This is a genomic window from Rhodopirellula europaea 6C (assembly GCF_000338295.1).
GTDB classification, from domain to species: Bacteria; Planctomycetota; Planctomycetia; order Pirellulales; family Pirellulaceae; genus Rhodopirellula; species Rhodopirellula europaea.
In genome coordinates this window covers 41,240-55,876 of sequence record NZ_ANMO01000117.1, presented here as the reverse complement: position 1 = coordinate 55,876, position 14,637 = coordinate 41,240, and the positions used below count along the sequence as shown (strand labels likewise).

General features: G+C 54.8%; 4 protein-coding genes. 2 read left to right on the top strand and 2 right to left on the bottom strand.

The window, feature by feature from the left end:
• Positions 1-137: 137 nt before the first annotated feature.
• Both RE6C_RS12065 and RE6C_RS12060 read left to right on the top strand, forming a co-directional pair.
• Positions 138-3,002, top strand: a complete 2,865-nt coding sequence (locus RE6C_RS12065; protein ID WP_236618148.1) for a CRTAC1 family protein — start codon at positions 138-140, stop codon at positions 3,000-3,002.
• Positions 2,992-6,087 (top strand): FG-GAP-like repeat-containing protein, encoded by a 3,096-nt coding sequence (locus RE6C_RS12060; protein ID WP_008656926.1) that lies wholly within the window; start codon positions 2,992-2,994, stop codon positions 6,085-6,087. The genes RE6C_RS12065 and RE6C_RS12060 overlap by 11 nt, the downstream gene beginning before the upstream one ends.
• Here RE6C_RS12060 and RE6C_RS12055 read toward each other — a convergent pair.
• On the bottom strand, positions 6,072-8,135 hold the full coding sequence (locus tag RE6C_RS12055) for a hypothetical protein (RefSeq protein WP_236618147.1): 2,064 nt from the start codon (positions 8,133-8,135) through the stop codon (positions 6,072-6,074). The genes RE6C_RS12060 and RE6C_RS12055 overlap by 16 nt on opposite strands.
• Positions 8,136-8,353: 218 nt before the next feature.
• On the bottom strand, positions 8,354-14,350 hold the full coding sequence (locus tag RE6C_RS12050; protein ID WP_081605632.1) for a hybrid sensor histidine kinase/response regulator: 5,997 nt from the start codon (positions 14,348-14,350) through the stop codon (positions 8,354-8,356).
• Positions 14,351-14,637 lie beyond the last annotated feature (287 nt).

Below are 14,637 nucleotides of genomic sequence, written 5' to 3'. Positions count from 1 at the left end.
GCCTCGCGTGTTGCCTTCTCCTGGGATGCAGTGGGTCGGGGGGTGAAGCAGACTCCACTCCTTCGGCAGCTCGTTCTGAACCGGCCAAGCCTCCCGCGAATAACGTTGCGGCACCCGGTATTCATTACCGCGAGGCGGTGAAATCGGTTCGCATCGGCGACTTCCCGAACGCACAACGTTCCCTTCGCGAACACCTGCTAGCGAATCCATCCGACACCAAAGCGATGGAACTGGCGGGTGACATCGCCTCTCGCCAGGGCGATACCCCGCAAGCCATTCAGTGGTATCGCGACGCGGTCGAGCAAACGCCGCAACCCGGCTACGCGTTGCTGGACAAACTGGCGAAAAATCTGATGGCGACCGCGAACGCCTATGAATCGGTCGAAATTCTGAAGCAGAACATCTCAGCTCACCCCGACCTGGAACGTCCGCGGTACGACTTGGCGGGGCTCGTCACAGTACTCGGCCTCAACCATGACGCGGTCAAACCATTGCAGTGGTTGATCCAGCACAACCTTCGAGACGAAGAAAGCCTGATCGTTTTGGCCAACCCTGATCGCGTTCAACCCGATCCGGAATTCTGCCGCAAGCTCCTGGATCGTGCTCCAGAAGACCTTCGCCCCCATTACGCCCTCGCGAAACTAGACGCCGAAAAGCAAGATTGGTCAGCAGTTTCGAAGCGTCTGCCAGCCGTATTGAAGAGGCATCCTGATTTCCTCCCGGCTTGGGCACTGCAAGGTCGCGCATTGGTTTCGTTGGCCATCGCTGATCCAAGCGACTCCAGCCGGCGAAAGGATCTGGTCGAGTGGGCAACGAACAAACCCGCGGCCCTGGAGACTCTGCCGGAGTACTGGACCGCCGCTGGCATGTGGTCGAACCACACCGGTGATCATACCGCCGCAGTTCGCGCTTTTACCGAAGCGTCGCGGTTGCATCAATCAAATCACGGACCGACGCTCTCGCAGTTACAGGCCAGCCTGCGGCAAATCGGCCGCGAGGATGAATCAAACCGTGTGGCAAAACGATTCGACCAAATTGCCGGATTGAATGACGCGGTCAAGACGTTTCTTGAACGCAATTCAAAATCACAAATCGCCGCTCTGCGGGTCGCCTACCAAATGGTTGACTTGGGCAGGATATGGGAAGCGGAAGCGTGGACCAGCCTCGCGAAATCGCTACCGGAAGATCCAGTCGGCACCATCGATCAAGCCCACCTCGCGATACGAGCTCGTTTGCGTCCGGATTCTCCGTGGCAAACCGAAGCTAGTCTCGTGGCGAGTTCAATCGACATCAGCGACATGCCCTTGGTCACGTGGGACGCCGATGTTCGAAACGCTCGCACAATCGCGAACCGAATGGGAGAATCGCCGGTTCGATTTGCCGAACAGGCAAAGCAAAGAGGTTTGCTGCACACCGTTTCTCTGGCACCCGAGGCGGAAAAGGAAGGGCACTGGATCTATCAAAGCACCGGTGGTGGCGCCGCGGTACTCGACTTTGACTTGAACGGATGGCCCGACGTTGCGATCGCCAACCTTGACGGTGCGCCGATGCAAAGCAACTCAAGCCCCAATCGTGTGTTTCGAAACATAGACGGTCAATTCTTTGATGCGACATCGGCTAGCGGTTACGCCGACACTGGTTTCGCTCAAGGGATCACGTCAGGTGACTACAACAACGACGGCTTTCCAGATCTGTTTGATGCGAACATCGGCCGCAATCGTCTTTACCGAAACAACGGCGACGGCACCTTCAGCGATGTAACGGAAGAAATGAATTTGGTCGGAAACGAATGGACCACTTCCGCGGTCATCGCTGACATGGATGGCGATGGGAATGCGGACTTGTTCGAGGTCAACTATTGCGGCGGCAAAGCCCCCTACGAAACACCGTGCCGAAGCGACGCGACGGGCAAATTGGCTAGCTGCCCGCCTCTGAAATTCGAAGCCAGTGCCGACCGAATTTGGAAGAACAATGGAACTGGCCAATTCAAAAACGTCAGCCGTGATTGGATGCAGCCGACCAGCATCGGCAGAGGACTCGGCATCATCGCGGGACAACTCGATGAAACGCCGGGGCTCGACCTGTTCATTGCGAACGACATGTCCGTCAATCATCTGTGGTCGACGTCTAGCGTTGCAAGTGACGACTCCACCGCAGCCGCAACACGACTGACGGACCTCGGCACCGTTCGCGGTTTGGCAATGAGCGGGCAGTCCAATTCGCAGGCGTCGATGGGGATGGCTGCCGGTGATCCCGATGGCGACGGCGACCTCGACTTCTTCCTCACCCATTTCGCCGAAGAACACAACACTTACTACGAGCAAGTTGCCCCCGGCCTTTGGGAAGACCGAACGCACGCGGTTGGACTGTACGAACCTTCCTTGGACCAGCTCGGTTTTGGAACGACGTGGACTGATTTCAATTCGGACGGAGCCATGGAACTGTTGGTTACCAATGGCCACGTCAGCGACACGGGCCGCACTGACATCGGCTACGAGATGCCCCCGCAGCTGTTCACCAGATTGGAATCCGGCCGCTGGCAGGAACAACCAAACGGTTCCCTTGGGGACTACTTCGAACGCGAGCACCTCGGCCGAGCGTTGGTGACTCTCGATGCAAACCTGGATGGACGAACGGACGTGCTGATCACGCATCTTTACGAACCCGTCGCCTTGCTGATCAATGAATCCGAAGTTGCCTCAGAATCGATAGGGCTGCGGTTCCAAGCAACATCGGGCCACCGAGACGCCATTGGGACCACTGTTGAGGTCCAATCAGCTGGCGACAAACGGACGCTCCAACTCACCGCCGGAGATGGCTACATGGGCAGCAACGAACGAAGGCTCTCATTCGCGTTGCCCGCTGAAGCAAACAACGCCGAGATCGTTGTGCAATGGCCTTCGGGGCTCAGCCAGTCATTTAGCGAACTCGAAGCGGGCCGCGATTACCTGTTGACGGAGGGAATTGCTCAGCCGATTCCGATGAACAAGCATGTGCAATGAACCGAGGTTTCAAGGCAGACCAACGAAAGCGATCCTTCTGTTTGCGTTGTGCCTGCAAATTGCCGGTTGCAGCTCCGAGCCATCCGACTTTGACAAGCTTCGAAAGCGACAGCAACTCAAAGAAGCCGCCAAGCAGACGAACGATTTGGACACGGACGAGCAAATCGCATTCGCTAAGAAGGAACTCGAACTCGGCTCAGTTGAGCGTGCAAGCGAGATCATTGGGCCACTTCTGATCAGCAATCCGGACAATCAAGAGGTATTGCGGCTGAAGGCTGAGATCCAGCACCGGATGGGCAACAACGTCGCCGCGGCGGAGCTGCTCGCTTCGATCCCATTTGAAAGCCAAGACCGCGCGACCACGGCATCCTTGGTGGCAGCTGGCTTTTACCTCGAAGCCGATGCGTACGAAGCCGCCATCGATCTATTGCAAAGTCGCTTGCAGGATCGACCGGATGACGCTCGAGTCCGTCATCGTCTGGTCGAAATTTTGAATCAGTCAGGTCATCGAGTTGCCGCCAGTCGAGTTCTGCAACCAGTGATCCGCGAAGGCCAAGCCAGTGAACGGGAGCTTTTCTCAATGATCACGCTGGGCGATGCGTTCGTTGATGAAACCCTGCCCGCCCCAGACTTCTCAAAACCAACACTTGCACAGTTGTCGCTCGCGAGAAGACAGCGAGACCAAGGCGAACTGTCGGAAGCCAGCGAATCACTTGAGAAGCTTCGACAGGAATATCCAAATTCCACAGCGATCGCCGCTTTCCAAGGCCGGACACTCGCCGACCTAGGGAATTTCGACGCCGTCGCAAAGTGGCGGCAGGACTTGCCCCCAGGCATCACGTCTGAACCCGAATATTGGTACGCGATTGGGCAACTCGCACAGAATCGAGAAGAACATCCAGCCGCGATTCGTTGTTTTGGCGAGGCTCTTCAGCTTGATCCGACCGACCGCAATTCGCTGGTCTCGATGGCTCGATCGTTTCGTCAGATCGGAGAAACCGACGGGGCTGACGAAACCATGCGGCATTTTGAGATGCTGGAACGAACTTCGGAACTGGCAAAAATCTTTGGATTGGCCTCCGGCACGCCAGCCCAATATCGCGAAATGGCTAGTTTGCTGGACAAACTGGGACGTCCATGGCAATCGATCGCGTGGCAGCAAATCGCAGTTGCCAAAACCGGCAATCAACCAAGCGACAAAGCTGCTCTGGACCTCAAACGAAATCGATTGAAAGAGCAATCCGTAACCAATGAGTCATACGCCGACTCAACCGTCCCCTGGTCGAAAGCAAAGCTTTCAAATTGGCCAATGCCAGACTTTCGCGACGACGCGTTGCCTGCGAATGATCAAGCGACATCGCCCGAACAGAGCAAGCTTTCATCCGTTCCCGCACCCATCCGCTTCCGAGGCATCACTTCGGACCTGAAGCTTCACTTTCAATACGATAATGGCGACGATCAAGCCGACAACGAATTTTACTTGCATCAACAAACTGGCGGCGGCATCGGAGTCATCGACTTTGATCGCGATGGTTGGCCGGATCTGTACTGTGCACAAGCCGGCGAAGATGCACTCACTCGGCAGTCAGGCAAATCGAACCAACTGTTCCGAAATCTTTCATCCACCTCAGTCGCGGATGTCACAGCAGCGTCGCATTCCGCTGACAACGGTTACGGTCAAGGTATCACGGTCGCAGATACCAACCAGGATGGTTTCCCGGATTTGTTGATCGCAAACATTGGTCAGAACGTCATTCTTCTCAACAACGGTGACGGAACGTTCTCGCGTGGCGAGCTACACAGCGTCGGCAACGATCAATGGACAACCTCAATTGCCTGCGGAGACCTGGACGGCAATCATTTGCCTGAGTTGATTGAGGTGAATTACATCGATGATCCGTCCGCATTCGATATTCCCTGCGTGCCGGACAACGATGCCTGCGGCCCGAGTCGATTCAAACCCGCCGCGGATCGGTGGTTATCGCTCAATTCCACTGGCGAATTCCAATCCATTCATTCGTCAACAGAAGCCGATCGTGCGGTCGCGTCTGATTCAATCGCCGGTCACGGTTTCGCGGTGATCATCGGTAATCTCAATGCCCAATCCGGAAACGATGTCTACATCGCCAATGACGGGGATGCGAATTTCTTCTGGCAGAATCGACAATCAAACGCAGCCAACAGTTCGCAGCTAACACCCGAAAACATCGGCCAAACGAAATCCTATAAATGGGAAGCGGAAGAAACGGCTTACCTCTCGGGCATCGCGACGAGCCAGCAAGGTGGTCGACATGGATCGATGGGACTCACGCTTGCTGACTTTGACCGAAACGGTCTCCCCGACCTGCACGTCACCAACTACTGGGACCAAGAAGCCGACCTGTACCTTCAAGGTGACGATGCGATCTTTCGACACTCCAGTCGCCCCTGGAAAATTCGCGAATCCAGCAAATCAACGGTGGGTTGGGGAACGCAAGCTGCCGACTTTGATCGCGACGGACGTCCTGACCTAATGGTTCTCAACGGACACATTGTGAATCACACGCACCGAGGCGTCCCCTTTCGAATGTCGCCGCAACTCTATCAAGGACACGACGATCACTTCGAGCTGGTCTCCAGTCCATCCAACGCCGGCTTGTCATCGACAGATCAATTTTGGTCGCAACCGACTCTCGGCCGCGCTCTCGCGGTGTTGGACTGGGACCAAGATGGAATGCCGGATGTCGTGGGCAACCACTTGGATCAACCGATGGAGCTGTTGAGAAACGAATCCGACCAGCAATCCTGGCTGCAGTTGGAATTGGTTGGAACGACCAGCGAACGCGACGCAGTTGGAGCCACTGTCGAGGTTCAATCTGGTGCGAATCGCTGGACCAACTGGGTGATCAACGGAGGATTCTTGACCAGCAACGAAGCCGCACTCGATTTTGGACTGGGCAATTCAGTTGGCCCGTGCACGGTCACCATCCAGTGGCCCTCGGGGACTGAGCAAATCATTGAGAACGTTCCACTCAACCATCGTTACTTGGTGATCGAACAAGAATCGACCGTCTCATGGTCACGCCAGAATCATTCTCGCAAATGAATCGGACGATGGTTCCTACGTTCGAGGAACTCTCTGGCTCGCAGAAAATCGAATCGCCCTTCTTCGTTGATTAGAACCGAAGGCCTAGGTTCCATCTTCAAACTCTCGTCGATCGCTTCAATCGCATCATTGAAAGCCTCCATACGTTCCCCAACAGGTGCCATCGCATCCATTGGTTTTGAAATACGATTGGGAAGCGTACGCAACGACTTCTCCGCGACAATGCGAATCGCGTCGTAAGGATCGTTCAGCGCAAGAAGCAGATAGGGTTCCATCCACTCAGTTCCTGATGCTTCCTGCGCCGGCTTCCATCCCATCGCTGCAACCTGCACCGCACGCTGAGCCGCATCGCCGCTGAGCAAGTGCAACGCGGATGTCGACAAATCAACATCGGACTCGGATTTTGTGCGTTCTGGAATCTCCTGCCCATACCAATCATGCAAGTGTCCGGACACCCAATCAAAGCCGCGATCGAGGTGACACAAGGAACACGCATTCGCGCGGTCCGTGAGTCGGCTCTCTGCGATCGATGGACTGGAAATCTGGTGGCTGCGAATGGTCTTGAGCAATCCATAGGTGGTGTGAGGCATGTGGCAATTCATGCAACGACTGCCATGAGATCCTGCCGCGTGATGCGTGTGCATCTCAATCTGATCGCCCATCTCCGAGTGACACTGCAGGCACGCGTCATCACCCGCCATGCCCGAGCCCAACTGATCGTTTCGCCACTCAGTCAATTGAGGCGTTGCATCCTTGTCGTCCCCTGTCGCCGGATGCATTTTGTGGCAGGACAAACAAGTCATCTCGCCGTGCTGGAAACAAGCCGACTCGATCAACCCGTTGTACTCTCGCCCAGCAATCCGAGGCATTCCATCTGCCCAGAATGCACCGCCGACGTCTTCCATTTGGGACCACTGCTGAAACGCCTCCGATTCTCGATGCTCCGCTGACGCTCGGACGACCTTCGAAAACCCGAGATCGTCCAACAGATCTCCCGGTCGGAACGGGTTGCCGTTCTGCTCGTAGTCCTTCAACGCGACGACTTCGTAGTCCGGCGTGAAAACGCTGTGGCATTGGCCGCAAACATCCGCTGATGCTTGCTTGGAAAGCTTCGCGGGATTCACGATCAAATCATCCGACTTCGTCTCGGCGTCAATCTCCGACTCCGTCAAAACTTGACTCAACGCTGGATCGTTCTCTGGATTGGCATGTCGAAGCACGTGCCCGCGACCTTCGCCGTGACAGGCTTCGCAAGCGATCCCAAACTCCGCAACACGAGTGCTCCAATCCTGGGCATCAGCGTTGAAACGCTCTCGCGGGTGCGTTGAATGACACCGGCTGCATGTCCGATTCCAGGTTCCAAGCTCCAACCCAGCATGATGATCCGGAGGCTGAAGAAAACTCGAGTCTCGGGGAATCCAACGGTCTTCTTCGATCAGATAGACGATATCGAGTTGAGCTGGAGTTCCGTGACGGTCTGATTCGTGCCAAAACACGTGCATGTGATGCGAGCCTGTCATCATCAACAGCTCACGACGCATCGTCATGCCACCTCGAAACGGATCCGAGTAGGTCACAAAGAACGAATTGCCACTTTGCTCGAACAGGTATCGTTTGCCTTGAACGACAACATCGCCGTCCGCGATGGCATTCGGGGCTGTCTCGACGCTGACAACCTGTGTCATCGTTCGATGAAACGACGCGTGCCACGATTGGTGTTCGTCGGCGTGACATTGCAGGCAGGTTCCCGAAGCAACGAAACCTTCTTCCAGTTCGATCACCGGCCTCAATTGTGAAGCCGTCAGAGTCACTCGCGTGTCGTTGTCATCGACACCTGGACGCGTGGTATCAGCGGTGGAGTCAGCTTGAACGACCGGTGAATCATCTGTTTCGACAACGTTGTTCTTCGATCGGTTGCATCCGAGCAATGCCGCAAGTGCCATCATCGCGAAGCATAGGCTGAGCTTGCCGCCGCTCGAGCGTTGCAAGGTTCGTTGTGTCGACTCGCACACGACCGCAGACGATGATCGGTCGTTCAGCACACTCACGTTTCATTCCGCCTTCGGCTCGGGAAGTGGGCAAGGCATGCACGCCGGTGGCGTACCTTGCGACGAACTCGCGAACAAATTTGGCAGTAGAAGCAAGTCCGTCCAGGTGACACAACTGGGATCGATGCCTGATTGGTTGCGATATCAAAATCAACAAGACAATCTACCTCAATCGCCGAGACTTTGAACAGTGATTGTCGCTACGTATCGATCCAGGACTAGCCACCGATGTCGGCGGAGGCGTCGGCCGGATCGTTTGAAGCAATTTCCGAAGACGCATTCTTTTCCTGGAGCGCTTCACTGACGAAGCTCTGCAACTCAGTTAGTGTATTTCGCAGCGTTTCCCATTCGGACACCTCGATCGCTGATTCCCCTTGGGCAGCAATTTCGGATAGTTGCTGCAAACCGACTGTTCCGCCGGAGCCACGAATCCGATGCAAGTGCTTGCCAACTTGCTCCAAATCACCGCGATCGTAAGCGTTGATGATGCTCGGCAACGTTTCGTCGAGTTGGTCAATCAAGTCGCAAGCAAACTCATGCAGCCAATCGTAATTGAAGATCTTTTCCTTCTTCGAATCATCTTCGTCATCCAATGGTTCTTGTTCCTCGATCGAACCAACTTTGGCTTCCAGATGTTCAGGTGAGATACCCCCACTCGATTTAAAAAGCGGTTCGCCTTCCACTTGCGGCTGTGAATCCATTTCAACCAATGGCATTGCTTCCTCTTTGAATGCTAATGCTTCTTCGCCGGCAGCAACCGTCAATGCGTCGTGTTTCTTGCCATCTGTATGTCGAGCCACGCACCGAAGCAGCGAGTTGAGATCAAGCGGTTTCGTCTGGTAGTCCGTGCACCCCGCTTCGCGACAACGTATTTCGTCACCGGTCATCGCATTCGCGGTGAGTGCAACGATTGGTGTCTGGTACCCCTTCGACCGCAATGCCGACGTCGCGGTGTATCCGTCCATCACCGGCATTTGCATGTCCATGAGAACGATGTCGACCATCGATGGATCGCTTCGCAGTGTATCGACGGCGTCTTGGCCATTGCAACGAATTTCAACTACGGCTCCCGCGTCTTGCAACAACAATGACAACAAACGTCGATTCGTTTCACAGTCATCCACCACCAGCACACGGACCCCCGTCAAATCAACCACGTCGAACTGATTGTCTTTGACACCATTGCTGGGCAACAGAACTTCAGCAGGACTCAGCATTCGAACACCCGACGAGCACTCGATGTTAAAGTCCAAAATCATTTGCGTTCCGACACCTCGCTTGCTTTCGACTTCCAACGTTCCGTCGAGCGCCTCCGCCAAACGCTTGCTGATGGAAAGGCCCAATCCGGTGCCACCATATTCCCGCGTGGTTGAAACATCCGCTTGCTTGAATGGTTCAAAGATGAAGGCGGTCTGCTCCTTCGTCATGCCGATTCCGGAGTCTTCCACGACAATCTTCATCTTGCTGCCTGCGTCACCCGAACCAACGGCACTGATCGCGATCGTCACGCCACCTTGGTTGGTGAACTTGATCGCATTGCTGGTGAGGTTCGTGAGAATTTGGCGCAGTCGCGTCGGATCGCTGTAAATCTCTTCGGGGAAATCACTATCGACGCGAATTTCAAGGGAAATCTCTTTTTCAATCGCTTTGGAACGCAACGACGCGATGACGTCTTGGACCATCCAGCTTGGATTGCACAGCACCCGCTCGGTCTCAATCTTGTCCGCTTCGATCTTGGAAATATCCAAGATATCGTTGAGCAGATGAAGCAAATGAAAGCCATTGGAGTGAATGGTTTGCAAATGCGATTCGCGTTCCGCGTCGTCGGTGACCACACCACGCAACAGCAACTCGGTGAATCCCAAGATGCCGGTGATCGGCGTGCGAATTTCATGGCTCATCCTGGCCAAAAATTCACTTTTTGCATGGTTAGCTTCTTCAGCCGCCGTTTTCGCAACTTCTAGCTTCTCTTTGGTCGCGGTCAACTGCTGAGCAGTCAATTCAAGTTCTTTCGAGTGCCGGACAACCGATTCTGTCCGCTCGAGAACCTTCTTCTCCAGGTTCAGGTTCAGATCTTGAAGCTGTTGAAAACTATTCGCCTTCTCCATCGCAGCTCCCGCCGCGGATGTCAAATAGTCGGCAATACGGATTTCATCGTCATCGTAGAGATTGCTAAACCGTTCATTGCTGACGTAGAGGTACGAAATGGTCTGATGATTGACGTCCACCGGACTGCACAAGAACGTGCCTTGTTTGGTCGTCGCAATTCCATCAGAAATGGCGTTCTCCACGTCGGTAACGACGGTTTGCCGAGTCCGATCGACTTCATTCACAATCGCGGGATCAAACGGCATGCCGGCCGGAACGGTACGTAATCTTTGATCCTCTGTCCGGGTGATCAGGAAGACCTGCTCGCCGCGAAGAATTTTCGTCGCCGCACGACGAACCTCTTGATAGATCTGCTCCGGCAGAACACTTGTCGCGATTCGTCTGCCAGAGGCTAGCAACGAGTCGAATCGATTGACCAACGAAAGCGATCCGCCTTCGTTGACGTCGTAGTCGCTGCATTCCAATTGCGACAATGTCCCACGGGCTTCTTCGATTGCATCGCTATCGATCGGCCAACCGAACTCGGCTGCGTATTCGGCGAACAAGATGATCGTTTTCGCGTGAGCGACAACCGCTCCTTGAGCCTCCGCAACCTGCAAGCTCTTCTGGAAGCAAGCCTGAGACGCACGAAGTTTTCCGGCCAAGGCCAGATACGCACCGCGTTCGCGATACGCGTGAGGGACTTCGTTGGTGAACTGTTTGCTAACTTTGAGGGCCTTCTTCGTGGCACGTCCCAACTCGCAAACCGATTTCCGACGACGCCGAGTGCTTCGCGGTACCGAGGTTTCCAACTGTCGCCGCATTGCGGAGCAGAGCCACGGGTAAGCGGGACTGACGTAGGTGTTGGAGACACGCGTGTCTTCCGCGACGGAGATCGCTCTTGAGAACGACTCAACCGCTTCAGCAAAATCTTCCTGATAGAATTCGCGAACGCCCTTCGCCAGTAGTACCTGGCTCATTCTTTGGGAATCAGCCAAGTCTCGGGCCAATTCGTTCTCGATGATCTCTTCAGGAATGTCTCCGTTGGTCGAACGAGCCCACACGTCAATGATATTGCCCGTCGCTTGATAGTCGCCTCGTTTGATCGCGGATTCAAAGTTGATGCGTGATTGCTCAAGCGCCTCTTTGTGCCGCCCCAGTCGATAGAGCGATGCCGCAAGCTGATAGCGAGCGATGTGCACTTCCCAGTAGTCACCTGTCCGCTCGAGCATTTTCACTGCTTGGCCGGCCTGTTCCACACACTGTTCGTATCGTGAAAACGACAGCAACAAAATGCTGAGGAAGTTGCGAGTTTGGCCCTGTCCCCAAACGTCACTGAATGCCTTGCGGATCTCGAGCGACCGTCGCGCGTATTCGACACCGCGTTTCTCCCATCGCAGCAACGTCATCACCGGCGCGTGCTCGGAATACGATTGCGCCATATATCGAGTTGGCTGAAAGCGTTCCGCAGCGTTCATGGAACGCAAGTGAGCCCACAGGGTGTAGTATTTGTCACGCGTGTACCAATAGGCATGCGCGATTTGGCTGTACAACGACAGCGACATTTGTTCTTCTTCGGACGGCTGACCGCATTGGCGTCCGATGAAGCAGGGCAGCACAGAGTTGCGAATCTGACGAGCCCCCTCCAGCGCAATACGTGCCATCAAAGAAAGCCGGTTGTTGCAAACCGGTTGGTTCAGTTGTCGCAAAGACGCTTCAAAGCACTCAACCGCTAAGTTTTTACTCCCTCGTTTGAAGTGCAGTTCGCCTCGTTTCAGAAGCACGCGAGCGTTGTCCGTACCCGTCTCGGCGCTTTCGTAAGCCAGGTCGAGCCACGCTTCCGACTTGTCATACTCGCCCTGCAGCATCAACACATCGCTCATCATCATTTCGATGTGGTGTTGCTTGGATCGATCGGCGTGACAAATCGCGCGCGTCGCAATCCGCAATTGTTCTTCCGCACTGACGAGCGAGAAGCTGTTTCTGGCAATTTCCGCGGCTCTCAACGCGAATGGCAATGCCTGTTCGTGCAACTCAGCGGCATCGAAGTGATAGGCCAGCTTGAAAAACTCGAGAGGTTCGTTTTCGACGTAGTACTGACCGATCTGACCGTGCATCGACCGAATACGTTCGGCGGTCAATTCCTCCAGAATTGATTCACGGATTTTGTCGTGCACGAAAGCAAGCACACGGTCGGGCCGGCTCCAAACCAGTCGCTGAACACGAGCCGGATGAATAGCACGGTGCGCATCGGCGAGCCGGATCCCTACCAACTCGGCCGCAACTTCCAAATTGAAGTCTCGACCGATCACCGCCGCGGCGGTCAACAACTCGCGAGTTTCAGCGGGAAGTCGTGTCAGACGATCAACCAAGATCTCGCTGGCGTCATCAGCGGCGTGGAAACTCGACAATTTTGCATCATCAATCACCCAACACGTGTCAGATGGACGAAGCGCACTGGACTCGACTAACCCGCGCACAATCGCGGATGCCATAAAGGGACTTCCACCGGCAAAACGCTGAACCACCTCGATCGCTTCGGTCGGCAAACGTCCTGCCATCGATTCGGCAAGTTGCTGAACCGCTTGATCGGTAAGCGGTCCGAGTTCGAGTTTGATAGGAAAACTCAGATCGTCGTTGAGTCGATTGCACAATCCTTCGTCGGGCCGGGTCACCGCGAAAAGAAAGATGTGTCGGGCGGGGCATTCACAAATGGCTTGGAGAATGCGAAAGGATTGATCGTCCATCCACTGACAATCATCGAGCGTAATCATCACGCTCGTTTCAGGTGTCCCCAATTCCGTGAACAGGGTTCGGTACGCGGATACCACTCGTCCTTGCCCGAATTCATCCGGTCCTGAAAGCTTTGCGTTCCCCCACCCAAAGGCCTTCGCCAATGCCGGCATAGCAGTCGTGACTTCCTGACGATACGGCTCCATTCTTTCGCGGGTCCGTTCCAGCATGTCGTGGTCGTTGGTCAACTGTTTGACTAACTGATCCATCGCTTGCAACCAAATTGCCGAAGGCTGCTGGTTTGCATCCGGCAGCGATCGTCCACGCAGAACCAAGAATCGCTTGCGCGAAGCCAATCGCGAGACTTCGTTTAGCAATCGGGTCTTCCCCATGCCCGATTCGCTTCGCAGCAACACGCGTTCGGAGCGTCCATCCAGGACATTGTCCAACGACTTCTCAAGCGTCCGGACGTGCTCTTCTCTCCCCACGAAGGCAGGGTCAATTAGTACAGTCCGCTTGTCAGTGTTCCCGATGACGAAGTCATCTGCCACGCCACCCATCTCCAATTGATGAAGAATCGTCTTCACGTCATCAAGGACAGCGGACGCACTTTGATAACGATCGCGTGGTTCTTTCCGAATGAGTTTTTCTACCAGTGCGATGACGACCGATGGTGTCTCGTCTGGGTAGCACCCGCTGTCCGGATCCGCGGTCATGTGCCGGTACAAAATTTCGCTGACGTCGCCGGCAAAAGCCGGGGCCCCGGTCAAAGCAGCATACAGAACGTGCCCTACTGAATAGAGATCCGAGGTTTCACTGATATCGTGATCGATGATTCCGGACAATTCCGGCGACGTGTAAGTCGCGCACTCGCGAGCCAACAAGTCGTCTTTCCCAAACAGTTCCGGGCACCACAGCGGGACGTAACCACATAGAACCGAACGTGCGTCGTCACGCACAATGATATTGGATGGGCGTATATCCCGATGGATGCATCCAATCCGATGTATTTGCTCGAGCGCTTCGAGCAAATCCTTCGCGAGATACATTGCTTCGGATGCTGTCAGCGGACGTTCTCGGAACCGTCTCGCTAGACTGACACCTTCCACGAATGGGTAGACAACTCGCAAATGAGTTTCGCCGACCATGAAGTCGATGGGCCGCGAATAAGTTTCGCAGTGAATACCTGAGGTGAGTCGCGATTCCGTTTTGAAGCGATGAAAACCGCGTTCTTGAAAGAAGACTTTTGGGACCTCGCGGAGGATAACCTTTCCACCCGTTGTCGTGTCGATTGCGGAGAAGCAGGAAACAACAGAAGCATTGGACAACTTCTTTTGGACGTTGTACCGCTCGGTGTTTGCTGCACTAGGTAGGTTCGGTGGAAGAGAACTCACATTCGCCTCGATAGGATAGTTGAGAGCGTTGCTGCGATGAAGCGATCATGACCTCGGGGCCTTGGTCACTGGGCTTCTTTGGGCAATCCAACGTCCTTACGCAATGGCTAGACTTTGCCTGTGCAACAGTACCGCGCAGATCCGTGCTACTCTTAGCGAACCAATGAAATGAGCAGAATATTCGACTTGACTTCGCAAAAAGTCTCAATAGTGTCCGTACCATTGGTATAACCATCTCGTCACGAGGCGATGTGGATGCGAGCCAACCCAAAAGAACGTTTGGCAAA

Excerpts from the sequence above, each read along its gene's own strand:
- RE6C_RS12060 (WP_008656926.1), top strand. The coding sequence starts at position 2,992 with ATGTGCAATGAACCGAGGTTTCAAGGCAGACCAACGAAAGCGATCCTT.